29 protein-coding genes are annotated in these 26,660 nt (G+C 65.7%); 17 read left to right on the forward strand and 12 right to left on the reverse strand.

Going from position 1 to position 26,660, the window contains the following annotated elements:
• Nucleotides 1-135 precede the first annotated feature (135 nt).
• Both FJW06_RS20045 and FJW06_RS20050 read left to right on the forward strand, forming a co-directional pair.
• The gene (locus tag FJW06_RS20045; RefSeq protein ID WP_140753937.1) at nt 136-357 is read left to right on the forward strand and encodes a hypothetical protein; all 222 of its coding nucleotides are present in this window, start codon (nt 136-138) and stop codon (nt 355-357) included.
• Nucleotides 354-710, forward strand: coding sequence for a YciI family protein (locus tag FJW06_RS20050; RefSeq protein ID WP_140753938.1), 357 nt, complete (start codon nt 354-356; stop codon nt 708-710). Before FJW06_RS20045 ends, FJW06_RS20050 begins: the two co-directional genes overlap by 4 nt.
• 155 nt (nt 711-865) lie before the next feature.
• Here the strand turns inward: FJW06_RS20050 and FJW06_RS20055 are convergent, their stop codons facing one another.
• A complete protein-coding gene (locus tag FJW06_RS20055) occupies nt 866-2,143 on the reverse strand; it encodes a ubiquinone biosynthesis hydroxylase (RefSeq protein WP_140754042.1) in 1,278 nt (425 codons plus the stop codon).
• Between the two features lie 103 nt (nt 2,144-2,246).
• Here FJW06_RS20055 and tesB point away from each other — a divergent pair, with 103 nt between their 5' ends.
• The 7 genes from tesB to xth all read left to right on the forward strand — a co-directional run bounded on the left by tesB (nt 2,247) and on the right by xth (nt 10,460).
• Nucleotides 2,247-3,110, forward strand: a complete 864-nt coding sequence (tesB, locus tag FJW06_RS20060) for an acyl-CoA thioesterase II (protein WP_140646056.1) — start codon at nt 2,247-2,249, stop codon at nt 3,108-3,110.
• A 246-nt stretch (nt 3,111-3,356) separates the two neighbouring features.
• Nucleotides 3,357-3,695 (forward strand): P-II family nitrogen regulator, encoded by a 339-nt coding sequence (locus FJW06_RS20065; protein ID WP_006327120.1) that lies wholly within the window; start codon nt 3,357-3,359, stop codon nt 3,693-3,695.
• Between the two features lie 94 nt (nt 3,696-3,789).
• On the forward strand, nt 3,790-5,073 hold the full coding sequence (locus FJW06_RS20070) for an ammonium transporter (protein WP_281404891.1): 1,284 nt from the start codon (nt 3,790-3,792) through the stop codon (nt 5,071-5,073).
• 309 nt (nt 5,074-5,382) lie between these two features.
• A complete protein-coding gene (locus FJW06_RS20075) occupies nt 5,383-5,658 on the forward strand; it encodes a hypothetical protein (protein ID WP_140753940.1) in 276 nt (91 codons plus the stop codon).
• 209 nt (nt 5,659-5,867) lie between these two features.
• Nucleotides 5,868-8,546, forward strand: a complete 2,679-nt coding sequence (locus tag FJW06_RS20080) for a DNA translocase FtsK (RefSeq protein WP_140753941.1) — start codon at nt 5,868-5,870, stop codon at nt 8,544-8,546.
• Between the two features lie 336 nt (nt 8,547-8,882).
• A complete protein-coding gene (locus tag FJW06_RS20085; protein ID WP_140753942.1) occupies nt 8,883-9,560 on the forward strand; it encodes an outer membrane lipoprotein carrier protein LolA in 678 nt (225 codons plus the stop codon).
• Between the two features lie 93 nt (nt 9,561-9,653).
• Nucleotides 9,654-10,460, forward strand: a complete 807-nt coding sequence (gene xth, locus FJW06_RS20090) for an exodeoxyribonuclease III (protein ID WP_140753943.1) — start codon at nt 9,654-9,656, stop codon at nt 10,458-10,460.
• 39 nt (nt 10,461-10,499) lie between these two features.
• Here the strand turns inward: xth and FJW06_RS20095 are convergent, their stop codons facing one another.
• A complete protein-coding gene (locus FJW06_RS20095) occupies nt 10,500-10,955 on the reverse strand; it encodes a cyclic nucleotide-binding domain-containing protein (RefSeq protein WP_140753944.1) in 456 nt (151 codons plus the stop codon).
• A 263-nt stretch (nt 10,956-11,218) separates the two neighbouring features.
• Entirely contained in the window at nt 11,219-11,902 is a 684-nt protein-coding gene (locus FJW06_RS20100) for a response regulator transcription factor (protein ID WP_027169089.1), read from the reverse strand.
• Nucleotides 11,903-12,078: 176 nt separating this feature from the next.
• Here FJW06_RS20100 and FJW06_RS20105 point away from each other — a divergent pair, with 176 nt between their 5' ends.
• Complete coding sequence (locus FJW06_RS20105; RefSeq protein WP_246674730.1) at nt 12,079-12,585, forward strand: L,D-transpeptidase; 507 nt, start codon at nt 12,079-12,081, stop codon at nt 12,583-12,585.
• 34 nt (nt 12,586-12,619) lie between these two features.
• Here FJW06_RS20105 and FJW06_RS20110 read toward each other — a convergent pair whose 3' ends face one another.
• Nucleotides 12,620-12,880: a hypothetical protein gene (locus FJW06_RS20110; protein ID WP_140753945.1), complete on the reverse strand. Its 261-nt coding sequence runs from the start codon at nt 12,878-12,880 to the stop codon at nt 12,620-12,622.
• A gap of 131 nt (nt 12,881-13,011) precedes the next feature.
• On the opposite strand from FJW06_RS20110, the gene gcvA reads away from it, so the two are divergent.
• Complete coding sequence (gene gcvA / locus FJW06_RS20115; RefSeq protein ID WP_140753946.1) at nt 13,012-13,932, forward strand: transcriptional regulator GcvA; 921 nt, start codon at nt 13,012-13,014, stop codon at nt 13,930-13,932.
• A gap of 9 nt (nt 13,933-13,941) precedes the next feature.
• On the opposite strand, the gene FJW06_RS20120 is transcribed toward gcvA, so the two are convergent.
• From FJW06_RS20120 to tsaD, 6 genes are all read right to left on the reverse strand, one after another.
• On the reverse strand, nt 13,942-14,367 hold the full coding sequence (locus FJW06_RS20120) for a DUF1761 domain-containing protein (protein WP_140753947.1): 426 nt from the start codon (nt 14,365-14,367) through the stop codon (nt 13,942-13,944).
• 50 nt (nt 14,368-14,417) lie between these two features.
• Nucleotides 14,418-15,116 (reverse strand): methyltransferase, encoded by a 699-nt coding sequence (locus FJW06_RS20125; protein WP_181178461.1) that lies wholly within the window; start codon nt 15,114-15,116, stop codon nt 14,418-14,420.
• Nucleotides 15,071-15,496 carry an EVE domain-containing protein gene (locus FJW06_RS20130; protein ID WP_140753949.1) on the reverse strand — a complete coding sequence of 142 codons (426 nt, stop codon included), beginning with the start codon at nt 15,494-15,496 and terminating at the stop codon, nt 15,071-15,073. Before FJW06_RS20130 ends, FJW06_RS20125 begins: the two co-directional genes overlap by 46 nt.
• Nucleotides 15,497-15,584: 88 nt before the next feature.
• A complete protein-coding gene (locus tag FJW06_RS20135) occupies nt 15,585-15,881 on the reverse strand; it encodes a YciI-like protein (protein ID WP_140753950.1) in 297 nt (98 codons plus the stop codon).
• 17 nt (nt 15,882-15,898) lie between these two features.
• Nucleotides 15,899-16,918, reverse strand: a complete 1,020-nt coding sequence (locus FJW06_RS20140; protein ID WP_140753951.1) for an NAD(P)H-dependent glycerol-3-phosphate dehydrogenase — start codon at nt 16,916-16,918, stop codon at nt 15,899-15,901.
• On the reverse strand, nt 16,915-18,000 hold the full coding sequence (gene tsaD, locus FJW06_RS20145) for a tRNA (adenosine(37)-N6)-threonylcarbamoyltransferase complex transferase subunit TsaD (protein WP_181178475.1): 1,086 nt from the start codon (nt 17,998-18,000) through the stop codon (nt 16,915-16,917). Before tsaD ends, FJW06_RS20140 begins: the two co-directional genes overlap by 4 nt.
• 101 nt (nt 18,001-18,101) lie before the next feature.
• Here tsaD and hemC point away from each other — a divergent pair, with 101 nt between their 5' ends.
• The 6 genes from hemC to FJW06_RS20175 all read left to right on the forward strand — a co-directional run bounded on the left by hemC (nt 18,102) and on the right by FJW06_RS20175 (nt 24,132).
• Entirely contained in the window at nt 18,102-19,025 is a 924-nt protein-coding gene (gene hemC / locus FJW06_RS20150; RefSeq protein ID WP_140753953.1) for a hydroxymethylbilane synthase, read from the forward strand.
• Nucleotide 19,026: 1 nt separating this feature from the next.
• Nucleotides 19,027-19,740 (forward strand): uroporphyrinogen-III synthase, encoded by a 714-nt coding sequence (locus tag FJW06_RS20155; RefSeq protein WP_140753954.1) that lies wholly within the window; start codon nt 19,027-19,029, stop codon nt 19,738-19,740.
• A gap of 105 nt (nt 19,741-19,845) precedes the next feature.
• Nucleotides 19,846-21,303 (forward strand): COG4223 family protein, encoded by a 1,458-nt coding sequence (locus FJW06_RS20160; RefSeq protein WP_140753955.1) that lies wholly within the window; start codon nt 19,846-19,848, stop codon nt 21,301-21,303.
• 9 nt (nt 21,304-21,312) lie between these two features.
• A complete protein-coding gene (locus tag FJW06_RS20165; RefSeq protein ID WP_140753956.1) occupies nt 21,313-22,884 on the forward strand; it encodes a heme biosynthesis protein HemY in 1,572 nt (523 codons plus the stop codon).
• Nucleotides 22,885-22,917: 33 nt separating this feature from the next.
• Nucleotides 22,918-23,397 carry a TerB family tellurite resistance protein gene (locus FJW06_RS20170; protein WP_140753957.1) on the forward strand — a complete coding sequence of 160 codons (480 nt, stop codon included), beginning with the start codon at nt 22,918-22,920 and terminating at the stop codon, nt 23,395-23,397.
• A gap of 18 nt (nt 23,398-23,415) precedes the next feature.
• Entirely contained in the window at nt 23,416-24,132 is a 717-nt protein-coding gene (locus FJW06_RS20175) for a glutamine amidotransferase (protein ID WP_140753958.1), read from the forward strand.
• A 41-nt stretch (nt 24,133-24,173) separates the two neighbouring features.
• Here the strand turns inward: FJW06_RS20175 and FJW06_RS20180 are convergent, their stop codons facing one another.
• Both FJW06_RS20180 and FJW06_RS20185 read right to left on the reverse strand, forming a co-directional pair.
• A complete protein-coding gene (locus FJW06_RS20180; protein ID WP_210238979.1) occupies nt 24,174-25,172 on the reverse strand; it encodes a membrane dipeptidase in 999 nt (332 codons plus the stop codon).
• Nucleotides 25,169-26,617 carry an aldehyde dehydrogenase family protein gene (locus tag FJW06_RS20185; protein WP_140753959.1) on the reverse strand — a complete coding sequence of 483 codons (1,449 nt, stop codon included), beginning with the start codon at nt 26,615-26,617 and terminating at the stop codon, nt 25,169-25,171. The genes FJW06_RS20180 and FJW06_RS20185 overlap by 4 nt, the downstream gene beginning before the upstream one ends.
• Nucleotides 26,618-26,660 lie beyond the last annotated feature (43 nt).

Raw genomic sequence — 26,660 nt, forward strand, 5'->3', positions numbered from 1 at the left:
ATCGCAAGCAAAATGCGAAGAGCCAACTGGAGCAGAGACTTCTTCTATGAGCTCTTTACTCATATGCGATAGCCCTGCGATCGGGCCGGAGCGTCTTGCGGGCGGCCACGACTTGACGGCCGGACGGAGGCTCGCATGGACAATCTGTTTTCTGGCAGCGTTCAGGCGGCACAGCCGCAACGCAAGGAAGATTTCTGGCTGGATTTGCCGCCATCCGGCTTCGGCCGGCTTTTGCTGGCGGTTGCCGTCATTGGGGTTGCCGCGTGCCTTCTCGACGATGCCGCGGCAGCCAGAGGCGCGGCTGACACTGTTCGGATCGCATCCTATGGTTCATCGCGACAAGGGAGCTGGGAATGAAATATGTGCTTTTGGTCTATGGTCAGGAAAAGGACCTCTTCGCGCTGAGCTCGCAGGAATCGGCCAAGCTCGACGCCGATTCGCTGGCCTATGACGGGGAACTGGAGAGGCAGGGCAAGCTGATCGTCGCGCAGGCGCTGCAGCCGGTGAAGATGTCGAAGTCGCTCAGGCGGCGCCAAGGCAAGCGGCTGGCGACCGACGGCCCCTTCGCCGAAACCAAGGAGCAATTGCTGGGCTTCCTCATGGTCGAGGCGGCGGATCTCGACGAGGCGCTGGCGATCGCCGACCGCGTTCCGTTGGCCGAGCTCGGCACCGTCGAGGTCAGGGCGATCTACGACATACCAGGGTCATGATCCGCGTCGTGCAGCGGCGCTGCAGCGGTGCAGAATTCTGCTCCGCTGCACCCTGCGATTAAGTCACGGAATGGATCCTCGGGTCTGCGCTCCGCTTCGCGTCGCTCCGCCCGTGGATGACGACGTCGTGGAGGCTTCCGCCAGTTGCGAAGCGTTCAGATCGCCTCGCCCTTCAGCAGCCTTGGCGTGTCGCCGGACAAGCCTGAGGCTTGGCGGATGAAGAACTCTTTCAGCCTCGGCATGCGCTCGACGAGGCCGAGGCCGAGATCGCGCGCGGCGCGCAGGGGGCCGATGTCGTTGGAGAACAGCCGGTTCAAGACGTCGGTGGTGACGCCCATCTGCAGCGTGTCGAAGCGGCGCCATTGCTGGTAACGATCGAGCACGTCGAGGGCGCCGATATCCTGGCCGAGCCGGTCGGCCTCCACCACCACTTCGGCGAGCGCCGCGACATCCTTGAAGCCGAGATTGAGGCCTTGGCCGGCGATCGGGTGGATGCCGTGCGCGGCGTCACCGGCAAGCGCGATGCGCGGCGCGACGAAGGCGCGGGCGAGCGTCAGGCCGAGCGGCCAGGCGCGCGGCTTGTCGGCGACGCGGATTTCGCCGAGCTTCAGGCCGAAGCGCTGCTCCAAATCGTGCTCGAAGACGAACTCGTCGCCCTCGACCAGCGCCTTGGCATCTTGCGTGCGCTCCACCCAGACGATCGACGAGCGGTTGGTGCCGTCCTTGTCCGGCTTCAGAGGCAGCGTGGCGAAGGGGCCGGCGGGAAGGAAATGCTCTTCGGCGCGGCCGTTGTGCGGGCGCTCATGCGCCACCGTGCAGACGATGCCGGACTGGCCGTATTCCCACTTCACCGTCTTGATGCCGGCCATATCGCGAAGCTTCGAATTGACGCCGTCAGCGGCGACCAGCAGCCGCGCCTTGAGCGTCGCGCCGTCGGCCAGATGCACGGTGACGCCGGCGCCATTGGTGTCGAAGGCGCTGACCGCCATGCCCTCGATGATGTCGATGCCAAGCTTCTCGGCGCGCCGGCGCAACGCGCCGTTCAGGTCGCGGTTGGCGACCATATGGGCGAAAGGCTCGCCGGGCGCCACCTCGCCGTCGAAGGTCAAGAACACCGGACGCACCAGGTCGGCGGCGCGGGAGTCGGTGATGATCATTTCGGTGATCGCCTGCGCTTCGGGCGCAATCTCCTCCCAGACGCCGAGCTGCTCCAGCATGCGGCTGGCGGCCGCCGCGATTGCCGAAGCGCGGCCGTCCTTCTGCCAGACGCCGGCGGGGGCCGCATCGACGATGGCGACGGCGAGGCTAGGGCGCGCCTGCTTCAGCGACACTGCGGCGGTGAGGCCAACATAGCCGGCGCCGGCGATGAGCACGTCGAGCGGCGCCTCGCGGCTCCCGTTCGCTTCCGCTTCCTTCGGCTTGCGATCGACCATGGCATCATCCTTTCGCGACTTCGGCCGGCTGCCGTCTGCGGCCTTGACTGCCTGCGCGTCCTGTCCGAAACCGGCCATGGCACATCCTTGAAGGATTTCAAACATGACCGCGGCCATGGACGAGCTTCTCGATATTCTCGACCTCGAGCAGCTCGAACACAATCTGTATCGTGGTCGCAGCCCCAAGGTCGACTGGCAGCGCGTCTTCGGCGGCCAGACCATCGCGCAGGCGCTGGTGGCTGCACAGCGCACCGTGGAGCCGGAACGCCATGTGCATTCGCTGCACGGCTATTTCATGCGGCCGGGCGACACCAAGCTGCCCATCGTCTACGAGGTCGACCGCATCCGCGACGGCGGCTCCTTCACCACGCGCCGGGTCGTGGCGATCCAGCACGGACAGGCGATCTTCTCGCTGGAGGCGTCCTTCCAGCAGGATGAGGTCGGGCTCGAGCACCAGCTGCCGATGCCGCGCGACGTGCCGGCGCCCGACACGCTGCTCACCCAGCGCGAGCTGCTCGGCAAGTTCGGCGAGGCAGTGCCCGAAGGCATCAGGCGCTACTGGGAGCGCGACCGGCCGATCGAGATGAAGCCGGTGATGCTGAAGCACTATACCAGCCGCGAGAAGCTGGAGCCGCAGCAGAACATCTGGATACGCACCACCGGCCCGGTGCCGGAGAATCGCGCGACGCAGGCGGCCGTGCTCGCCTATCTCTCGGACATGACGCTGCTCGACACCTCGACATTCGCGCATGGCCGCGCCATCTTCGACCGCGACATCCAGGCCGCCAGCCTCGACCACGCCATGTGGTTCCACCGCAGCCATTCGCTCGACGACTGGATCCTCTACAACCAGGACAGCCCGTCGACGCAAGGGTCGCGCGGCTTCACCCGCGGTTCGCTGTTCGCGCGGGACGGAACACTGATCGCCTCGGTTGCCCAGGAAGGGCTCATCCGGCTCAAACGCTGAGCCGGCTTTCTGTGCCTGCCTGCAAAAAGCGCATTTTTGATTTTCTGCCTCCTTTTTAGGCTTGGATGCCCGCCAAGCTGTGCGCGAATGATGTGCACCGGCCGGCCATCCCTTTGTTTACAACAGGTTAACACCCTGCTTCGGCAACTGGCACGGAGCTTGAATCCTATCGGGCACTCTCCGGCTCCTCGGGATCGGTGAAGGTGTGCAAACGCGGGGGACCGCAACAGCAAAGGGTGAAACCTTATGAAAATCGTGATGGCAATCATCAAGCCGTTCAAGCTCGACGAGGTGCGCGAAGCGCTAACCGCCGTCGGCATCCAGGGCCTGACCGTCACCGAGGTCAAAGGCTACGGGCGTCAGAAGGGGCATACCGAAATCTATCGCGGCGCGGAATACGCGGTCAGCTTCCTGCCCAAGATCAAGATCGAGGTCGCGGTCGGCGCCGACATGGTCGACAAGGCCGTCGAAGCCATCACCGCGGCCGCCAAGACCGGCCAGATCGGCGACGGCAAGATCTTCGTCTTCGGCATCGACCAGGCGGTACGCATCCGCACCGGCGAAACAGACACCGACGCGCTCTAAGCGGCGACCATCCATTCCAACGGAGAGTTCAATGAATATTCCTTCCACCTTGAAGACGACGGGACGCGCGGCCGCTTCGCTTGCAGTCGTGGCCATGAGCACCGTCGCCGCCATCGCGCAGGAGGCCGCCCCGGCAGCCACCGCCGCGGCCCCCGCCGCGCCGGCGCCCGTGCTCGACACCGGCAACACCGCCTGGATGCTGACCTCGACGGCGCTGGTGCTGATGATGACCATCCCGGGCCTGGCGCTGTTCTACGGCGGCATGGTGCGCAAGAAGAACGTGCTCGCCACCATCATGCAGAGCTTCGCCATCACCTGCCTGGTGACGGTGCTGTGGTTCATGTTCGGCTATTCGCTCGCCTTCTCCGACGGCGGCGCCACGAACGCCTATCTCGGCGGCTTCTCGAAATTCCTCCATCACGGCATCACCGTCTCGACGCTGTGGGCGCCGGGCGTGGCGAACATTCCTGAATTCGTCTTCTCGATGTTCCAGATGACCTTCGCCATCATCACGCCGGCGCTGATCGCCGGCGCCTTCGCCGAGCGCATGAAGTTCTCGGCGCTGTTGATCTTCATGGGCCTGTGGCTGGTCTTCGTCTACGCGCCGATCGCGCACTGGGTGTGGGGCGGCGGCTTCCTCGGCTCGGCCGGCGTGCTCGACTTCGCCGGCGGCACGGTCGTCCATATCAATGCCGGTGTCGCCGGCCTGGTCTGCGCGCTGGTTCTCGGCAAGCGCGAAGGCTACGGGACCACCAACATGGCCCCGCACAACCTGGTCTATTCGGTGATCGGCGCCTCGCTGCTGTGGGTCGGCTGGTTCGGCTTCAACGCCGGTTCGGAACTGGCGGCCGACGGCCTTGCGGGCGCGGCGATGATGAACACGCAGGTCGCCACCGCCGCCGCGGCGCTGGCCTGGATGTTCGCCGAATGGATCGTCGCCAAGAAGCCTTCGGTGCTCGGCATCATCTCGGGCGCCGTCGCCGGCCTCGTCGCGGTGACGCCGGCTTCCGGTTTCGTCAACCCGACCGGCGCCTTCATCGTCGGCATCATCGCGGGCGTCGTCTGCTACTTGTCGGCGGTCAAGCTCAAGCATGCGCTCGGCTATGACGACTCGCTCGATGCCTTCGGCGTCCATGGCGTCGGCGGCATCGTCGGCGCGCTGCTCACCGGCGCGCTCGCCGATCCGGCAATCAACGCGCTCGGCAAGGACGCCTCGGTTGCCAAGCAGCTCTACGGCATTGCCTTCACCATCCTTTGGACGGCGATCGCCACCTTCGTGATCCTCTATATCATCAAGGCGCTGGTCGGCCTGCGTCCGTCCACTCAGGAAGAGGTCGAAGGTCTCGACGTCACCCAGCATGGCGAAGTGGTGCCGTAAGGCCGGCTCTACTCTTTGCTTTGGCGCAATTCCGGACGGGAAACCGTTTGGGATTGTGCCGAGGGCCGGCGGATCCTCCCGCCGGCCCGGAATTCCTCCCAAGATCCCGTCGTGACGCTCTCGAAAAGGGCTCACGCCTTGAGGCCCGGAACACCCTTCCGGGCCTCGTTTTTTGTCGGGCGGCCTTCAAGCCATTTCGATCACATTCACTTGATCCGTCGGCATGAAACATCGGCCCGTCAGAGTCCGTACTGGGATGGCGAGCGTCATCAAGGCGTCCGTCAAAACAAAAGGGAAGGAAACCACCTGATGAACATCAAAAACATCGTCCTGGGAGCAATGGCTCTTTCGATGATCAGCGGCGTTGCACTCGCCGGTGCTCTCGATGAGCCGTCCAACATGGCCCCGTTCTTCACCGATTCCAGCATGAAGACCATGAAGCCGGAAGCCGGCTTCAAGGCGGCCTGGGCTTCGATGCCGAAGGACAAGCAGGACATGATGATGAAGGAATGCCAGGACGCGGCGATGAGCAAGCCTCACGCCGAATTCTGCGCAAACCTGAACATGTATGCGGGCCACAAGTGATCAACGGTTGGGTCGGGTCCTGACGGGCCCGATCGCTTAGCCGTTTCAGGCAAAGGGTGGCGGGCCGCGAGGCCTGCCACACTTGTCGGCGACCAAGCCCGGTAAAGGGCCATGGTTAATGCGGCCTTAACCTTCCCCCCGATAGTCTGACGTTCGAATCCGCCGGAATGCGCCATGCGCCCGGCCAGGCAACGATTACGGGGAAGAGCATGCGTTCAGGCGCCTCAGCACCGCTCGCGCTGACCGATACGGGGCACGGCATCCAGGCATTTGCGCGGCGTCAGGTTGGACGGCTGGTCGGCGCCGGGTTATTCCTGTTCACCGCCTTCGGCGTCGCGGCCTTGGCCACTTGGAACGTCGCCGATCCGAGCTTCTCGCACGCCACCAGCAACGTCGTCACCAACGCCATGGGCTATGCCGGCGCGGTGTTCTCCGACCTCGCCATGCAGTTCTTCGGCCTTGCCGCCGTCGCGGGGCTGGTACCGGCGGTGATCTGGGGCTTCCTCCTGTTTACCGCGCGCGGCGTCGACAAATTGCCGAAGCGCGGCTTCGCCTGGTTCGGCTTCGCGCTCTTAGCCGCGGCCATCGCCGGCTGCGTGACGCCGCCCAACACCTGGCCGCTGCCGACCGGGCTCGGCGGCGTCTTCGGCGACATGGTGCTGAAGATCCCGGGCATCGCCGTCGGCGGTTATCCGAAAGGTCTTTTCGCGACGATCATAGCGATCATCCTCGCCGCGCCGACCTTGTGGCTGTTCGCCTATGGCTCGGCGCTGATCGCACGCAAGAACGGCTTTGCCGTCATGGAACGCGCTGCCGCGCCCGATCCGCGCGAGCAGGACGAGATGCTGTTCGACGAGGACGAGGACGAAGGCGACGAGGGGATACTCGCGCTCGGCGCCGTCACCCATTGGTGGCTGTCGTTCCGCGCCTTCCTGCACCGCCGCGCCGAGCGGCGCAGGCGCGAGCGTGACGAGTTCGAGCCGCCGATGGAGCCCAAGGCCAGTGCCTGGCGGCGCGCCGCAGAGCGGGTTGAATCGGCCGAGTTCGCCGAAAGCCGGATGAGCCCGGGCGGTCGCGCCCGCGTCGAGCCGGAATTCTTCGCCGCCATGGTAAACGACCGCAGCGCCTCGGTCGATCCGGCCGACCAGGATATATTCGACGACGAGCAGGACGAAGACGTCGACCTCGACGATTTCGGCGACGAGGCGCCTGCCCAGCGTCGCGGCGCGCCGGCGGCCAAGGTGCGGAACTTCCGCTCCGATGCCGCGACCCGCGTCGAGGCGCCGGCGGGGCGACCGGTTCCGGGCGCCCGCGTGCAGCGCGAGGCGCAGACCTCCCTCATCGGTTCCGACACGTTCGAGATGCCGTCGCTGCATTTTCTGTCCGAGCCGAAGAACGTCGCCAAGGACCCGAGCCTGTCGAAGGACGCGCTGGAGCAGAACGCGCGGCTGCTCGAAGGCGTGCTGGAGGATTTCGGCGTCAAGGGCGAGATCATCCATGTCCGTCCCGGCCCGGTCGTCACGCTCTACGAGCTTGAGCCGGCGCCCGGCATCAAGTCCTCGCGCGTCATCGGCCTTTCCGACGACATCGCGCGCTCGATGAGCGCGATCGCCTGCCGCGTCGCTGTCGTGCCCGGCCGCAACGCCATCGGCATCGAATTGCCCAACGCCAAGCGCGAGACGGTCTATCTGCGCGAGATCATGGCGAGCCGCGATTTCGAGACGACCAAGGCCAAGCTCGCGCTGGCGCTCGGCAAGACCATCAATGGCGAGGCGGTCATCGTCGACATCGCCAAGATGCCGCACGTGCTGGTCGCCGGCACCACCGGTTCCGGCAAGTCGGTCGCCATCAACACCATGATCCTCTCGCTGCTCTACCGGATGACGCCGCAGGAATGTCGGCTGATCATGATCGACCCGAAGATGCTCGAGCTCTCGGTCTATGACGGCATCCCGCATCTTTTGACGCCGGTCGTCACTGATCCGAAGAAGGCGGTCGTCGCGCTGAAATGGACCGTGCGCGAGATGGAGGACCGCTACCGCAAGATGTCCAAGGTCGGCGTGCGCAACATCGACGGTTTTAACGCACGCGTCCAGCAAGCGGAGAAAAAGGGCGAAAAGATCTCGCGCACCGTGCAGACCGGCTTCGACCGCCAGACGGGCGAGGCGATCTACGAGACCGAGGACCTCGACCTCGAGCCGATGCCCTATATCGTGGTCATCATCGACGAGATGGCCGACCTGATGATGGTGGCCGGCAAGGACATCGAAGGCGCGGTGCAGCGGCTGGCGCAGATGGCGCGCGCCGCCGGCATCCATGTCATCATGGCGACGCAACGCCCCTCCGTCGACGTCATCACCGGCACCATCAAGGCCAATTTCCCGACCCGCATCTCCTTCCAGGTGACGTCGAAGATCGACAGCCGCACCATCCTTGGCGAACAAGGCGCCGAACAGCTGCTCGGCATGGGCGACATGCTCTATATGGCCGGCGGCGGCCGTATCCAGCGCGTCCACGGCCCGTTTGTTTCCGACGACGAGGTCGAGAAGGTGGTCGGGCATCTGAAGCTGCAGGGCGTGCCGGAATATCTCGACGCCATCACCGAGGACGACGAGGAAGAGGACGAAGACGGTCCGTCCGGCAAGGGTGGTTCCGGCGGCGGTGGCGGCGGCAATTTCGAGGATTCCGACGATCCCTACGACCAGGCGGTGGCGGTGGTGCTGCGCGACGGCAAGGCCTCGACCAGCTACATCCAGCGCCGGCTCGGCATCGGCTACAACCGCGCCGCCTCGATCATCGAGAAGATGGAGAAGGAAGGCATTGTCGGCCCGGCCAATCATGCCGGCAAACGCGAGATTCTGGTGCCGACGGAAGAGGACAAATTCTAGGGATTATTTAGGTGATGCCGGCCTGCAAAAGGGTGGCTTCCTGCGCTTCCGGTGCTCACGTACGAAAAGTACGCTCCGCTCCGGTTCTCGGAAACCACCCAATTTGGTCGCTTCGCGCCCGTCTTCGACTCCGACTCGGCCTGACCTGCATCTCGACAAACCCTCGGCTCGGTGAGGCGCCAAGCCGGGTCAGCTGGCAACCGGAACTCGTCTGGCGCGTTTCAGGCGACGGACTGTCGTCCGCGCCTTTGCGAGGAGCCGTCGCGTACCCGCCAAACTTAAGCCCTACTGGGAGTCCAGGTACTGCCACCACACGAATCACAGGAAGTGACCGGCATGAAGACCCAGACAGAATTCGCCATCACCCGCCGCCAGCTCCTCGGCCTCGGCCTGATGCTTGGCGGAGCCGCCGCGCTCAACCTCGTGCCGGGCTACCAACTCGTGGCCGCCGCGCAGGCCGCGGTGCCGCCAGCGGCGCAGAAGATCGCCGACCATTTCTCCTCGGTGAAGTCGATGAGCGGCGAGTTCGTCCAGTTCGGGCCGAAAGGCGAGCAGACCGGCGGCAAGTTCTTCCTCGAGCGTCCGGGCAAGATCCGCTTCAACTATGACGGATCCTCGAACTTCCGCGTCATCTCCGACGGCAAGTCGGTGGTAATCCTCAACAAGAAGCTCAACACCTCCGACCTCTACCCGTTGTCGAAGACGCCGCTGAAGCTTTTGCTCGACGATCGGATCGACCTCTCCGGCGGCCGCGTCAAGGCCGTCAAGGAAGAGGACGACCTCACCACCATCAAGCTTTCCGACAAGTCGGTGTTCGGCAATGCGATGATCACAATGATGTTCGATCCGAAGACCTACGATCTGCGCCAGTGGACGATCACGGACGCGCAGGGCAAGGACACCACGGTGATGATCTTCAACACCAAGGAAGGCGTCAGCTTCCCGCCCGACACTTTTGCGATCGATTATACGGCCAACCGCGAGCTGAATGCCAGGACGCGATCTGGCGGATAAACCGGCACTGAAGCGGCCGAGGGCTTTAGGCGAGCTTGTCTTTCCGGCGCGCGGCTGGCACTAGATCGGCGACCTTTGCCGGACCTCGCCTGAATGCCCTTCACCATCGCCACCTGGAACATCAACTCCGTGCGCCTGCGCATGCCGATCGTCGAGCGGCTGCTGAAGGAGCACGCGCCCGATATGCTCTGCCTGCAGGAGACCAAGGTTCCGGACGAGCTCTTCCCGGAAAAGGCCTTCCGCAAGGCAGGCTATGAGCACATCCTGTTCCATGGCCAGAAGGGCTATCACGGCGTCGCTACGGTCGCCCGCCGCCCGATCGAGCTGGTGGAAAAGCGCCGCTTCTGCGAAATCGGCGACAGCCGGCATCTGTCGGTCAGGGTCCAGGCGGGCGGCAAATCGGTGCTGGTACATAATTTCTATGTGCCGGCCGGCGGCGACGAGCCGGATCCGGAGATCAACCGCAAATTCCGCCACAAGCTCGATTTCGTCCATGAGATGAACGCCGTGCCTGCGAGCGGGGACGAATCGTCGGCGTCGATCCTGGTCGGCGACCTGAACATCGCGCCGCAGGAGCACGACGTCTGGTCGCACAAGCAATTGCTCAACGTGGTCAGCCATACGCCGGTCGAGACGACGAATTTCGAGGCGATGCGCAAGGCCGGCGGCTGGGTCGACCTGATGCGTCTCAACGTGCCCGCCGAGCAGAAGCTCTATACCTGGTGGAGCTATCGCGCGAAGGACTGGGAGGCGTCGAACCGCGGCCGCCGCCTCGACCATGTCTGGTCCTCCGCCAACCTGGTGCCGAATTTCGCCGGCTATGAGATCCTGCGGGCGGCGCGCGGCTGGGAGAAGCCGTCCGACCATGTGCCGGTGATTGCGAAATTTGACTTGGATTAGGGTCGGCGACCGCTTGGTGCGCATCGACACCTAACCACGCTACTCCGTAAATCGCGGCGCCAGTTCCTCGATGCGGGCTATCATCTGCTGGAATTCCTCCAGGATGCGATCATGCAACAGCACCGCGATCTCCGGATATTCCTCCAGGATGCGGTGGAACATCTTGCGGCTCAGCCGGATCACTTCCGAATCGACCGCGGCGGAGGCGCTGGTCAGTCGGTTGGTGTCGGCGATCAGCGCCAGTTCGCTCAGCATGGTGCCTGGACCCGCAGTGCCGATCGGGACGCGTTCGCCGCCTAGCTCCCGATAGAGCGTGATCAAGCCGCTGACCACGATGTAGGCAGAGTCGGCGACGTCGTCCTCGCGGTAGAGCTTATGGTCGGCCTGCAGCACGGTGGTCTCGGCGCCGAAGGCGAGCAGGCGCAACTGTTCCTGCGTGAAGCCCTGGAAAAGCTTCACGCTGGACAGGATGAGGATGTCATCATCCAGCGCCATCCTAGCTGTGTCCCCGAGCGGTCAGTCCAGTCCCTCCTTTGGAGCGGCGCACCCTCCTGGGCACGCGAGAAACGCTCCGCCATGCATCGTACGATGCGTGCAACGAGCCGATCCATCACCCTCCAGCACCAGGATCGTGCCCGAAGCGGTCCCGCCCGACCGCTCTAACTCTTTTGGCTCAATTCCGGACGGAAGGCTACGGCGAAGCCGCCAAGCCCAACCGTTTCACACTTTTCCTAGAATTGTTCTAGATCATGAAATGTTTAAGGAACCAGCTTGTAGCCGCCGCTTTCTGTCACAAGAATTTCGGCATTGGAAGGATCGCGCTCGATCTTCTGGCGCAACCGGTAGACATGGGTCTCCAGCGTGTGCGTGGTGACGCCGGAATTGTAGCCCCAGACCTCTTCCAGCAGCACGTCGCGCGTCACCACCTTCTGGTCGGCGCGGTAGAGATATTTTATGATCGAGGCTTCCTTCTCGGTCAGCCGCACCTTGGCGCCGCGAGGGTCGATCAGCAGCTTCTGGCTGGGTTTGAAGGTATAATGGCCGACCGAGAAGGTCGCGTCTTCGCTCTGCTCATGCTGGCGAAGCTGGGCGCGGATGCGCGCGAGCAGCACGGCGAAGCGGAAGGGCTTGGTCACATAATCGTTGGCGCCGGCCTCCAGACCCAGAATCGTGTCGGAATCGGTGTCGTGGCCGGTCAGCATGATGATCGGCGCCTTGTAGCCGCCCTTGCGCAGGATCTTAACCGCCTCGCGGCCATCCATGTCGGGCAGGCCGACATCCATGATGAGCAGGTCGACAACGCCGCCGCGCGCCGCGGCAACGCCTTTTGCGGCGGTCGATTCCTGCTGGACGTCGAATTCTTCGTAAAGCGCCAACTGCTCGACCAGGGTGGCGCGCAGGTCGTCGTCGTCGTCGACGATCAGGATGGTGCGTGATGTCATGGATATCAATCCGTTGTTTTAAAAAGAATATTCAGTTGACCTCCCCCCATTTATGCGGAAGCTCACCGGCGCAACAGCCGATCACAGTGATTTGTTCCGTGGCACGATCATACAAGAAAAAACGCGCGCGCAATGCGGCGGACGCATTTTTGCCGAAGGGCTTGAGCGTTTTGGTGGTGCGAGCGCGCCCCGGCAACCCCGCGCAGGGCTTCCTGCAAGCCGGTAAAACAGTGTTTCCCTGCGCGCTGGGGCGCAGCGGCATCACCGCCAACAAGCATGAAGGGGACGGCGCGACGCCGCTGGCGCCGATGCGAATCCTGTCGGGCTATTTTCGGGGCGATCATTTTCCGGGCAGACGCCGGACAAGGCTGCCGATGGCGCCGATCGGTCCGGACCTCGGCTGGTGCGAGGTGCCGGACGACCGAAACTACAACCGCCCGGTGAAGATCCCCTATGGCGCGAGCCATGAGCGGATGAAGCGCGACGACCGGCTCTACGATGTCTGCCTGGTGCTCGACTGGAACATCGCGCCGCGCCGGCGCGGGCGCGGCAGCGCGATCTTCTTCCATCTGGCACGGCCGGGCTTCACGCCGACGCAAGGCTGCGTGGCGGTGACGGCGCGGACCATGGCAAGGTTGCTTCCGTTGTTGTCGGACAGGACGGTGGTGAAGGTGGTGAGGTAGGCAGTAGGCACCTCCTTCCCCTATTGCCTACTGCCTATTGCCTCTTTACCGGTTTCTGCCAACCTGTCCCCAGCAGTCCGATCTCGCGGAACTCGCGATCCAAGACTTTCGTGATGTCGCGGCGCCGGCCGCCGACGTCGCGCAGGTCGCGATCGGAAAGGTCTTCGACGGATTCCCCAGGCAAGGTGGCGGCGACGCGAGCCTGGCGCAACCAATCGCGCACCGAATGCAGCCAGACGGTCAGGCCCGAGGGTGATTCCAGGGGAGTGCAGGGCTTCAGGGCGATCTCAGACATGGCTTTATCCCAAGTTCTCCGGATATCAAATCCGGTTTTATGGTGTTTCGATGAAGCCATGATGCCGGATTGAAAAACAAACGGGAAACGAGTAGTTCTATTCCGATCATCAAGTTTTATTTGGAGATCGCATGTCCAAGCTGCTGCCGGGAACGCGGGCGCTGAGGACGTTCGAGGCGGCCGCCAGGCATCTCAACTTCACCCGCGCGGCCGACGAGCTTGGCCTGACGCCGGCGGCGGTCAGCCATCAGATCAAGGAAATCGAGGATCAGCTCGACCTGGTGCTGTTCACGCGCACCAGCCGCACCATCCGGCTGACCGAGGCGGGCAATGTGCTGCTGGAGGCCTCGGTCGATGCGCTCGATCTGCTCAACCGGGCGGTATCTCGAGCTCGCAAGATGACGCGCGGCACGGCACTGCTGAAGGTGACGCTCGACGCGCAGTTCGCGACGAAATGGCTGATGCGGCGCATCGACGACTTCCGCCGGCAGAAGCCAGGCGTCGAATTGCGTTTCGACATCACCTACGACGTCAGGGATTTCGAGCGCGACGATGTCGATATCGGCATCCGCTTCGGCACCGGCAAATACCCAGGGATCATCGCGCATCGGCTGTTCGAGAACATCATCATCCCGGTGTGCAGCCCGGCGCTGCTCACCTCAGGTCCGCCGCTGAAGGAACCGCGCGACCTCTTCAACCACACGCTCGCGCATATCGAATGGTCGCGTCAGGGCGTGACCTGGCCGAACTGGAGTATGTGGATGCACGCGGCCGGCGTCGACGATTTCGACGACAGCCGCACGCTGGTCTTCGGGTCCTCGACCGATGCCATCCAGGCGGCGCTCGACGGCAATGCGGTGGCGCTCGCCGACTTTGCCATGGTGGCCAACGATCTCTCGCAAGGACGCCTTGTGCGGCCCTTCGAGCTCGGCATCAGGGTCGCGCCGGAATTCGCCTATTTCCTGGTCTATCCCGAGGCGGCGAAGGACGACGCGCGGGTCATCGCCTTCCGCGAATGGCTGCTGGACGAGGTGGCGAAAACGCCGACTTGAGCCTCCGTCTCAACCCGCCGGTGCCGCCGGCGCGCCGAACCAGCCGATGACGGCGCCGATGATCAGCATCACCCCCAGCCAGTGGCCGGCATCGATCAGGGTCAGCGCCCAGCCGAAACCTTCATAGCGGTGGTTGACGGCAAGCGTGGTGGCGATGAAGCCCAGCCAAAGCACGAAGCCGAACAGCAATCCCGCGATCGGGTTCGGCTCGCCGCCGGTTATGGCGCCCACCACCAGCGTCAGCACGAGCGCCATGATCAGCTCGGCGATGAAACTGACAACGAAGGGGATGACCGAGCGCTGCATGGTGGCCGGGTCGAGCTTGGCCGCCTTCAGCCATGGCTTGCTCAGGCTCATATACCAGGCGGCGCCGAACAACCATGCGACGACGGCGGCGACAATCACCGCCAGCCAGTTCACGACCGAAAAATCCATGCTTTCCCCTCCAGATCGACACGCGATGGAACGCTTGTTCGGCGATAGCGTCAAGCGAGGCGCCAGACGGTCGTGCGCTTGACCTCGGCATCCTCCAGCACGCGGGTCACCGGAACCTGGTAGACGGCAAGCGATTGAAGCCCGGTTTTCGGCAGGTAGGCGCGGCCCGGATCGCCGATGAGGATCTCGGCGCCGCGCGCCTTGAGCGATGTGAACCAGGGCAGCAGCCTGTCGGCGAAAGCCTTGTCGTAGAAGACATCGCCGGCAAGAACGACGTCCCAGCCATCGTCGGTGCCGACGCAATCCGTGCCGAGGAATTGCGCCTCAACGCCGTTGGCTTGGAGATTGATGGCGATCGCCGTCTCGCAGAACGGGTCGATGTCGGCGGCGATCACCTGCTTCGCGCCCGCTTTCATGGCGGCGATGGCGACAAGGCCCGAGCCGGAGGCGAAGTCGAGCACGCGCCTGCCGCGAACGGTCCCCGGGTGGTCGAGCACATAGCGGGCGAGACCCTGGCCGCCGGCCCAGGCGAAGGCCCAGAAGGGCGGCGGCAGGCCAATCTCGGCCAGCTCCTCCTCGGTGCGCAGCCAAAGGTCATGCGCCTCGTCGGCAAGGTGCAGAAGCACTTCCGGCACATGCGGCGGCGCCATCAGCGCCGTGTTGTCGAGGATGAAGTTCTTCGCGCTTTTCGGCGTAAGTCGTTTCACGGCGCCGGGTTGAGCTCGGCCATGCGGCAGACCTCTTTCCATTCGGCCGGCGTCACCGGCTGCACGGAAAGCCGGCCGAGCCGCACCAGCGCCATCTCGGCGAGCTTGGGGTTGGCCTTGACCTGTTCCAGCGTCACCGGCTTCGGCACGTCCTTATAGGCGCGGATGTCGACGCATTCCCAGCGCGGATCGTCGGTGGTGGTGTCGGGATGGGCCAGCGCGCAGACCTCGGCGATGCCGACGATGTCTAGCCCCTCATTGGAATGATAGAAGAAGCCGAGATCGCCGACCCGCATCGCCTTCATGTTGTTGCGGGCGGCGTAGTTGCGCACGCCGTCCCATTGCGTGCCGGCCTTGCCCTTGGCCTTCAGCGCCTCGAAGGAAAAGACCGAAGGTTCGGACTTGAACAGCCAGTAGTTCATATTTCTTGTCCCATCGCTTTGCCGCCACGCATGGCGTTCCCGTCTATGCTTACTCTCTCGCCGTCGCCGCGACGAGAGTCGCGAACGATCACGCGCCGGCAGGCTTCTGGAAGACCCAGTTCCACGGACGGATCTGGACGCTTTCGAACAGGCCGGCCTTGGCGTAGGGGTCGGCGGCGGCGAGCGCTTGGGCCCCAGCCATGTCCGGCGCATCGATCATCACCAGGCTGCCGTCCGGCTTGCCATCGGCGTCGAGGAAGGGACCGGCAAAGGCAAGCTTGCCTTCGCTGATCAGGCCTTCCAGGAAAGCCGCATGCGCCGGCCGCGTGTCGACGCGCAGCTGCAGGCTGCCGGGCTTGTCCTTGCAAATCAACGCAAACAGCATTTTTCAACTCCGATGGTTCAGATGTCGGTTTCGGTTTTGAGCGGGCGTGTCATCAGCGCGGTCACCGCCTGGCCGATGGTCACCTTGCCGTCGAGGATGGCGGCGACGGCGGAAATGATCGGCGCCTCGATGCCGCGCTCGGCGGCGATGCGGGCAGCGATGCCCGCCGTCGGCACGCCTTCGGCCAGCGGCAGGCCGGCAAGCGGCTTGCCCTGACCGAGCGCCAGGCCGTAGGCGAAGTTGCGCGACTGCGCCGAGGAGCAGGTAAGCAGGAGGTCGCCGAGGCCGGAAAGCCCCATCAGTGTCTCGGGCTTTGCGCCGAAGGCGGCGCCGATGCGGCGCAGCTCGACGAAGCCGCGCGTCACCATGGCGGCCTGTGCGCTGGCCCCGAGGCCGGCTCCGGTGATCGCGCCGGCGGCGATGGCGAAGACATTCTTCAGCGCGCCGCCGATCTCGACGCCGATCAGGTCGTCGCTCGAATAGCAGCGCAGGTTCTCGGCCGAGAAGCGGGCAGCAAGCTCGGCCGCCGGCTCCGCCTCGCGGGCCGCGACCACGAGGGCGGTCGGCAGGCCGCGCGCCACATCGCTGGCAAAGCTCGGACCGGACAGCGCCGCGACCGGATTGCCCGGCAGGCTTTCCTCGACGATCGCCGACAGCAGCGCGCCGGTGTCGCGTTCGATACCCTTGGCGCAGAGCACCAGCGGCGCTCCCCGAGGCACATGATTGCGTGCGGCGGCGAGCACAGCGCGCAGCGACTGCGCCGGCGTCACGGCGAGCACGCAGTCGGCGCCGCCGAGCGCCGTGGCCATATCGCTGGTGGCCGCGATGCCGGGTTCGATGCTGATGCCGGGCAGATAGCGCGGGTTCTCGCCGCGGGCGATGGCGGCGACGGTTTCCAAGTCACGCGCATAGAGCCGGACATCATGGCCGGCGCGCAGCATGGCCAGCGCCAGCGCCGTGCCCCAGGCGCCGCCGCCCAGCACCGCGACGCGCCAGCCGCTGCCCGATTTCCTGCCGCTCGCTCCCTTCGCGCTCATGCCTTGGCACCGCGCCGGCCCGAGCCGACCAGGGGCGCGGAAACGCTGTCGAGCGGCCAGCGCGAGCGCGGCACGAAATCGGCGGTGTTTTCGTCGGCGATGCCGGCGCGCAGCCGCTCGATGCCGGCCCAGGCGATCATCGCCGCATTGTCGGTGCAAAGCTTTTGCGGCGGCGCGACGAACGCAAAGCCGGCCCCGGAACAAAGCGCTTCAAGCGTCGCCTTGATGGTGCGGTTGGCGGCGACGCCGCCGGCGACGACCAGCGCCGGCTTTGCCTGGTCGGGGAATTCCTGGCGGAAGCGGTCAAGCGCGCGGCCCACGCGATCGCCCAGCGCGTCCGCCACCGCCGCCTGGAAGGAGGCGCAGATGTCGGCGACGTCCTGGTCGCTCAGCGGCGCGATCGCGGTTGCCGCCTGGCGCACCGCCGTCTTCAAGCCGGAGAAGGAGAAGTCGGGCTGCGCCGAGCCCTTCATCGGGCGCGGGAAGGCAAAACGGTTCGCATCGCCACCGGCCGCCGCCTTCTCGACATTCGGACCGCCGGGATAGGGCAGGCCGAGCATCTTGGCGGTCTTGTCGAAGGCCTCGCCCAGCGCATCGTCAATGGTCGTCGCCCAGCGCTGGTAATCGCCGACGCCGCGCACCGCGACGATCTGGGTGTGGCCGCCGGAGACGAGCAGCAGAAGATAGGGGAAGTCGAGACCATCGGTCAGCCGAGCCGTCAGCGCGTGGCCCTCGAGGTGGTTGATGGCGATCAGCGGCTTGTCGGCGGCGGCGGCGATCGCCTTGGCCGTCATCAGGCCGACGATCAGTCCGCCGACCAGGCCGGGGCCGGCGGTGGCGGCGATGGCGTCGACCTCGTCGAGCGATACGGCCGAATCGGCGAGTGCTGCCTCGACGATACCGTCCAGCGCCTCGACATGGGCCCGCGCGGCGATCTCCGGCACGACGCCGCCGAAGGCTGCGTGCTCCTCGATCTGGCTGAGCACAATATTGGACAGGATTTCGGGCGCGGAGGCGCCGTCCAGCGCCACCACGCTGGCCGCCGTCTCGTCGCAACTCGTCTCAATGCCCAGAACGCGGATCAATTGTCGCTGTCCTCGAAGATTGTCTGACCGGCGTTTACTAGATAGGACAAGCGCGGCAGATCTCGAAACTGCCCGGGGGTTATCACGGACCGCGCGCCATGCAAACTTTGAAAATCGGAACACGCGGCAGCCCGCTGGCGCTGGCCCAGGCGCATGAGACGCGGGCGCGGCTGATGCAGGCGCATGGGCTGCCCGAGCAGGCGTTCGAGGTGATTGCGATCTCGACCAGCGGCGACCGCATCCAGGACCGGCCGCTGTCCGAAGCCGGCGGCAAGGGCCTGTTCACCAAGGAAATCGAGGAAGCGCTGCTCGACGGCCGCATCGACATCGCCGTGCATTCGTCGAAGGACATGCCGACGGTGCTGCCCGACGGGCTGGAGCTTGCCACCTTCCTGCCGCGCGAGGACGCGCGCGACGCTTTCATCGGCAAGAAGGTGAAGCGGATCGCCGACCTGCCGCATGGCGCCACGGTCGGGTCGTCGTCGCTGCGGCGCCAGGCGCTGCTTCGCCGCATGCGGCCGGATTTCGAGGTGGTGATCTTCCGCGGCAATGTGCAGACGAGGCTGCGCAAGCTGGAAGAGGGCATCGCCGAGGGCACCATCCTGGCCTATGCCGGGCTGAAGCGGCTCGGGCTGGAACATGTCGTCACCGACCTGATGGCACTTGAGGATTTTCCGCCGGCGCCGGGCCAGGGCGCGATCGGCATCGAAACGCGCATCGGCGACCGCGACGTCGAGACGATGCTGGCGGCGATCCATCATGTGCCGACCGGTCAGGCGCTCACCTGCGAGCGCGCCTTCCTGGCCGCACTCGACGGCTCCTGCCGCACGCCGATTGCCGGCCATGCGACGGTCTCGGGCGAAAGACTGTCCTTCGTCGGGTTGATCATCTCGCCCGACGGCACGGAATCGCATGAGGTGCGGCTGGAGGGCGAGGCGGCGGACGCGGCGGAGATCGGCCTCGAGGCCGCGCGCACGGTTCGCGCCAGGGCGGGCGCCAAATTCTTCGACGGCTGGGCCTGACATGGTCCGCGTCCTGGTGACGAGGCCGGAGCCCGGCGTGTCGCGCACGGCACGGCGCCTCGAAGCCCTGGGATTCCAGCCTGTCATGCTGCCGTTGACCGAGACGAGCGCCTTGCCGGTCGAGGCGAGCATCGACGGCGATGTCGTCGCGGTCGCCGTCACCAGCGCCAATGCGGTGCGGCATGCGCCGAAGGCGCTGGTCGCGGCGCTTGCGGGCTTGCCTTGCCACGCTGTCGGCAAACGGACGGCCGAGGCCTGCCACGCGGCGGGATTTTTGGCGGTCACGGATGGGCCGGGCGATGCCGAGGCGTTGGCCGACCGCATCGCCCGCGGCCTTGCCGACAAGGCAGTCGTCTATCTCTGCGGCCGCGTCCGCTTCCCGGTGTTCGAGCAGCGACTGAGGGCGGCGGGCGTGCATGTCCAGGCCATCGAGACTTACGATACCGTCCCGGTCGGCTATGACGATGCCGATGTGGTCGCCCGGCTGTCGGTCCGGCCGATCGACGCCGCGCTGCTTTATTCGGCCAAGGCCAGCACGGCGCTGGCCGGCCTGATTAAGCGGCCGATGCTGCGGCATCTCTTTGAAAAAACGCAATTCCTGGCGCTCTCGACCCGTGTTGCCGAGCCGATGGAAAGAGTTGCCGGCAGCAAGGTCCGCGTCGCATCCAAACCCGGAGAAGACGCGTTGCTCGCGGTTTTGTCGCAACCGCGCTAGGCCGCGTCATCACACCGCCCCTTTTCACCGCTTGGTGATGTGCTAGAGCATCCTGACGCTCTGGACCCATTGATCCATCTCCAAGCCATTTTGCGGAGCCCAAGCATGGTCAAGACGCCGAAGATGCGACATTCGAAGACCCGGCGCGAGCCGGTGACCATCGAACTCGAGCCCGGCGCCGTCTCGCGAATCACCGACGAGGATGCCGCGAAGGCCAAAGCCGCGCAGACCGACGAGGCGAAGGCGGAAGAGGCGGCCGCCGCTTCGCAGCCGGAAGCGCCGGAAGAGCCGATCCATGCCGAGCAGGCCGATATCGAGCCGTGGGAGCATAGCGACGCCGCCCAGGCCGGGTCCGACAAGCCCGAGACCGGCAAGGACGAGCCGGAAAAGCCTTATCCCGGCGGTTCCGATGCACCGAAGGGTCAGCCGCGGGGCTTCGACTACAATTTCGAGGATGCATCCGCGCCCGGGGCCACCGCCTCGGCAGCGAAATCAAGCGACACGAGGAGCGAGGATCGCGTGTCGCAGCCACCGCGCAAAACCGGCGTCAACGCCCTCGCCGCGGGCGTCGTCGGCGGCGTCATCGCGCTTGCCGGGGCCGGCCTGCTGCAGGCTGTCGGGCTGATTGGCGCGCCGGGATCGAACGGCGGATCGCTCAATGGCGTCAATGGCGAGATCACCGCGCTGAGAAGTGAGATCGCGGCCCTGAAGGAAGGCGGCGGCACCGGAGTCTCCGCCAAGGTCGACGGCCTTTCCTCGGCGCTCGAGCAGGTCAAGGCCGATGTGGCGGCGCTGAAATCCTCGGCCGGACAGAGCGGCGACGGCGCCGCGCTCAAGGCGCTCGGCGACAAGGTCGGCCAGATTGAGACGACCGTCGCCGAGCTGCAGAAGAACGGCAATGCGGCGCCTGTCGATCTTGGTCCGCTCAACGAGAAGATCGCCGGGCTCGACGCTCAAGTGAAATCGACCGGCGACGCGGCCAAGGCCGTGGATGGCCGGTTGGCGGCGCTGGAGCAGTCCGTGTCGCAGCTTTCCGGCAAGGTCGATGCGCAGGCCTCGCAGCCAAAGATCGCGTTGGCGATCGCCGCCTCGGCGCTGAAGTCGGCGCTCGACCGCGGCGCGCCCTTCGCAACCGAGCTCGACACCTTCGCCGCGATCGCGCCGGACGCGCCGGAGCTCGCGGCGTTGCGTTCCTATGCCGAGAAGGGCGTGCCGACCCGCGCCACCATCGCCTCGGAGGCCGATGCCGCCGCCAATGCGATGGTCGAGGCGGCAAAACCGGCCGACCAGAATGCCGGGTTCTTCCAGAGCCTGGTGTCGAGCGCGGAATCGCTGGTCAAGGTGCGTCCGGTCGGCGCCATCGAAGGCAAGGGGGCGCCGGAAACCGTCGCCCGCATGGAAGTGGCGGTCAATCAAGGCGACTATGCCAAGGCGCTCAGCGAATATGACACGCTGCCCGATGCCGCGAAGGCTGCCGGCGCCGATTTTGCCGGCAAACTGAAAGCGCGGATCGAGGTCGAAAAGCAGCTCGAAGCGCTGATTGCCGGCGCGACGAAGGCGTAAGGAGACAAGATGATCCGCCTCCTCGTCTTCCTCGCCGTCGTCTTCGCGCTGGGGCTGGGCTTTGCCTGGCTGGCTGACCGTCCGGGCGACATGATCGTGACCTTCAACGGCTACCAGTACCAGGTCACGCTGATGGTCGCGGCGGTGGCGATCGTCGCCGTGGTCGCCGCGGTGATGATCGTCTGGTGGCTGATCAAGTCACTGTGGAACAGCCCCTACACGATCTCGCGCTATTTCCGGGTGCGCCGCCGCGACCGCGGCTATCAGGCGCTGTCGACCGGCATGATCGCCGCCGGCGCCGGCGACGGCGCGCTGGCGCGCAAGAAGACCAAGGAAGCCGCCAAGCTGATCAGCTCCGATCAGGAGCCGCTGATCAACCTGCTCGACGCGCAGGCCTCGCTGCTCGAAGGCGATCACGAAGGCGCGCGGGAAAAATTCGAGCGCATGCTCGACGATCCCGAGATGCGGCTGCTCGGCCTGCGCGGGCTCTATCTGGAGGCCGAGCGCCTCGGCGACCGCAATGCCGCGCGCCACTATGCCGGCCGCGCGGCGGCGGTGGCGCCGCAGCTCGCCTGGGCGGCGGAATCGACGCTGGAGGAGCTGACCGAACGCGGCGACTGGGACGGCGCGCTGAAGCTGGTCGAGGCGCAGAAATCGACCAGGCAGATAGAGCGCGACGTGGCCAACCGCCGCCGCGCCGTGCTGCTTACGGCCAAGGCGCAGGCGCTGGTCGACAGCGGTCCGAACGCGGCCCGCGCCGCGGCGCTCGAAGCCAACAAGCTGGCGCCCGATTTCGCGCCGGCGGCGGTGATCGCGGCCGATCTGGTTATCCGGCAAAACGACGTGCGCAAGGGCTCCAAGATCCTGGAGGCCGCCTGGAAGGCCGAGCCGCATCCCGAGATCGCCGAGCTCTACACCCATGCCAGGCCGGGCGACGCCGTAATCGACCGCCTCAACCGGGCGAAGAAGCTGCAGGAACTGAAGAAGAACCACGCCGAATCGTCCATGGCCGTGGCGCGCGCGGCGCTCGACGCGCAGGATTTCGCCACCGCCCGGCGCGAGGCGGAGGCCGCGATCCGCATGGATCGCCGCGAGGGTGCCTATCTTCTGCTCGCCGATATCGAGGAAGCCGAGACCGGCGACCAGGGCAAGGTGCGGCAGCTGCTGTCGAAAGCCGTGCGCGCGCCGCGCGATCCGACCTGGGTGGCGGACGGCGTCATCTCCGAGCGCTGGGCGCCGGTGTCGCCAGTTACCGGCAAGCTCGACGCCTTCACCTGGCGCGCGCCGATGGAGCGGCTTGGCCAGCTGATCGACAGCGAGGCGGATGTCGCGGTGCCGGCGATCACGGCTGCGGCACCTGTTCAGCCAGTCACCGAGAAGGCGATCGACATCGTTGCCGAAGCGCCCGTCGAGAAGCCCGTCTCGCCGAATGGCGGCGAGAAGGACGCGGCCGTTGCGGAAGCCGTCAGCGAGGCCGAAACCAGCGAGCGGGGTTCGGAGCTGCCGCCTCTGCCGGACGATCCGGGTGTCGCGCCGGAGGAAAAGGCGGAAAAATCGCCGCGCCGGTTTCGTTTGTTCTGAGGCAAGGTTTTGGCGGGCAGGGAAAAGGTATCGATGTTCGAGCGCGTATTGGCCTTTCTGAGGGATATGCCCACCGGCGGCGAGGCCAGGCCGAGCGCCGACGATCCGCGCGTCGCGGCCTCCGCGCTGCTCTATCATGTGATGAACGCCGACGGCCTGCGTCAGGATGTCGAATGGGAGCGGTTCAAGCAGATCCTGGCCAAAACCTATTCGGTGAGCGGCGAGGAGCTCGACGCGCTGGCCGCGGCCGGCGAGCGGGCGGACAATGAGGCGATCGACCTCTACGCCTTCACCAGCGTGCTCAAGCGCGACCTCGACGCCGAGGCGCGCAAGGCCTTCATCGGCCTGATGTGGGAGATCGTCTATGCCGATGGCGAGCTTGACGAGCTCGAGGACAACACCGTCTGGCGGGTCGCCGAATTGATCGGCGTCGAGCGTCGCGACCGCATCGAGGCGCGCCGCAAGGCGGCGGCCGAGGTGCCCGGCGCCAAGGGCAAGTCGAGCGACGAATAACGGGACCCCTCGCCTTCCATGCCACCCAGAGCGAGGCCGAGACCAAAAATCCTGATCGTGTTGCATCAGGAGACGTCGAGCCCCGGCCGCGTCGGCCATATGCTCCTGGAAGAGGGTTTTGATCTCGACATCCGACGGCCACCATTGGGCGACGAATTGCCTTGCACGCTGGACGACCATGCCGGCGCGGTTATCTTCGGCGGGCCGATGAGCGCCAATGACGAGGACGAGTTCGTCCGCCGCGAGACCGACTGGCTGGAAATTCCGCTCAAGGAAAACCGGCCGTTTCTCGGCATCTGCCTCGGCGCCCAGATGCTCGCCAACCATCTCGGCGGCAAGGTCGAGGGTCATGGCGAGGGCCTGGTCGAGATCGGCTGGTATCCGCTGAAGGCGACTGAGGCCGGTAAGAAGCTGCTGCACTGGCCGGAAATGGTCTACCAATTCCACCGCGAAGGCTTTTCGCTGCCCAGGCAAGCGACGCTGCTGGCGACGGCGGAAACCTATCCCAACCAGGCCTTCCGTTACGGCGAGAATGCCTGGGGCATCCAGTTCCATGGCGAGCTGACAAGGGTGATGATGCAGCGCTGGGTGGTGCGCGGCGCGCATCGCTTCGAATTGCCAGGCGCCCAGCCCGGCCGCGACCATCTTGGCGGCCGGCTGATCTGGGACATGCATCTCAAGCGCTGGCTGGGCGAGTTTCTGGGGCTGATCTTCGGCAAGCCGGCTGTGGAATAGCCGACGGCCCTGAGTGGACGAGCTCGCGCCTGTCCGCGCGCCTATCGGCTCGTTACCTGCGAGTTCCGGGCGGAAGGCAGGCTGGCCTTGAGGAAGCGGTGCCAGGCGCCGCCAAGAACAAGCGCGGTCTCGGCCGCACCGAATCCCGCCGAGGAAAGGCCTCGCGCCAACTTCGGGAAATCGAGGCTCGATCTGAACCAGGACGGCTGAGCGGGAAAGCTCGCGGTCGCCTGGACCTCGCGGGTCCAGCGGCCTTCGCGCATCCAGCGCACCACGCTGTCGGGCTGATTCTGGCAGAGATCCGAGCCGATGCCGAGATGGTCAGGTCCCATGATCCCGGCCGCTTCGGCAGCCATTTTCCCGAACTGCTCCAGCGTCGTGTCCGATCCGTTCGGGAGGTGCAGCGGATAGAGCGAAAGGCCGAGCAGCCCCTCCTTTGCGCGCAATGCCTGCAAGAGGCCCTTGGAGACATTGCGGTTGCTATCGCGCAGCCAGCGTGGATTGGCGTGGCTGACGACCACCGGCCGCTCGGAGAGCGCGATCGTTTCCAGCGCGGTCCGCTCGCCGGCGTGGGACAGATCGATGATCATGCCGAGCCGGTTCATCTCGGCGATCGCCTCGCGCCCCATCCGCGTCAGGCCGCTGTCCTCCTTTTCCATCCAGCCGCAGCCCAGCAGCGACTGGTTGTTGTAGGTGAGTTGCATGAAGCGGATGCCGAGATCGAAAAGCATCTCGATCAGCCCGATGTCGTCCTCGATCGGCATCGGGTTCTGCAGGCCAAGCAGGATCGCCGTCCGGTTCGAGGTCCGCGCCCGCTCGATGTCGCCCGCATCGCGCGCCAAGAGGATCAGGTCCTCATTGTCGCGAAGCCAAGAGCGCCAATCGACGAGATGGCGCACCGTCTCGCGAAAGCCTTCGTGATAGCCGACCGTGGCATGGACTGCGGTCAGCCCGCCCCGGCGCATCTCCTCGAAAATTTCGCGCGACCAGTTGCAATATTGCAGCCCGTCGATGAGCACCTGCGGCGCGTCAATGGTCATTCGGGCGCGCCCGCGTGGATGTAGGATGTCTTCACCTGGGTGTAGAACTCGACCGCGGCGCGGCCTTGCTCGCGCGGGCCGTAGCTCGAGGCGCGGACGCCGCCGAACGGCACGTGATAGTCGGTACCGGCGGTCGCCAGGTTGACCATGACGCAGCCGGAGCACGACGCGTGGCGAAACTTCGTGGCGCGCGCCAGCGAGCGCGTGGCGATGCCGGCCGTCAGCCCATAGGGCGTATCGTTGGCAAGGAAGATCGCCTCGTCGAGATCATCGGCGGTCATCACGCAGGTGATCGGCGCAAACATCTCCTCCTGGTTGATGCGCATGCGCGAGCGGCCGTTGAGGAACACGGCGGGCGCCATGTAATGGCCGCGATGCGCGAGATCGAGCGCCTCGCCCCCGGTCGCCAGCTCGGCGCCTTCGCTGAGGCCGAGCGCCACATAATCGAGATTGGCCGAGAGCTGCTCGGCGCTGACGACCGGCCCCATCTGGACGCCGGCTTCGAGCGCATGGCCGACCTTCAGGGCCCTGGTTTTCGCCAGCAGCTTCTCGACGAAGGCGTCATGCACCGGCCGGTGCACGATCAGGCGGGACGAGGCCGTGCATTTCTGACCGGTGCCGCCGAAGGCGCCGTTCACGGCAAGGTCGACGGCGCGATCGAGGTCTGCATCGTCCATGATCACAAATGGATTCTTCGACCCCATTTCGAGCTGCAGCTTCACGAAGCGCGCGGCGGCGAGCGCGGCGATGCCGGAGCCGACGGCGCCGGAGCCGGTGAAGCTCAGCCCTTGTATGTCGGCCCTGGCGGCAAGCTCGCGGCCGATCGTCGAGCCCGATCCCATCACTAGGTTGAACAGCCCTTTCGGGATCGCCTGCCGGCTGATGATCTCGGTGAGCGCCCAGGCGCTGGCCGGCGTGACGCTGGCCGGCTTCCAGATGACGGCATTGCCGAAGGCCAGCGCCGGCGCGATCTTCCAGGAGGCGGTGGCGATGGGGAAATTCCACGGCGAAATGATCGCGACGACGCCGAGCGGCTCGCGCTCGATCAGCACGTCGACGCCGGCCCGGACGGAGTCGGCCGAGGAACCCAGATTGCGTAAGGCCTCGGCGGCGAAATAGGTGAAGAACTGGCCGGCGCGATAGACCTCGCCGACTCCCTCGGGAAGGGTCTTGCCCTCCTCGCGCGACAGCAACTCGCCAAGCTCCTTCGAGCGCACCATCAACTCGCGTCCGATGGCGTCGAGAACGGCGGCTCTGGTTTCCAGCCCTGCCGCCGCCCATTCCCGCTGGGCGCCTTGCGCCGCAGCGGCGGCGTCGTGGATGTCGGACGGCCGCGCCTGGGCGAAACGCCCGACAATGTCGGTCACGTCGGATGGACTGATATCCTCGACCCAGCCGGCACCATGGCGCCATTCGCCTGCAACGAAGTTCTGACCGCTCAGCATCCTGTTCGACCTGCATCAATTCGGTTGACAACGACCTAACCAA

It is taken from the genome of Mesorhizobium sp. B4-1-3, from assembly GCF_006439355.1.
GTDB lineage: Bacteria > Pseudomonadota > Alphaproteobacteria > Rhizobiales > Rhizobiaceae > Mesorhizobium.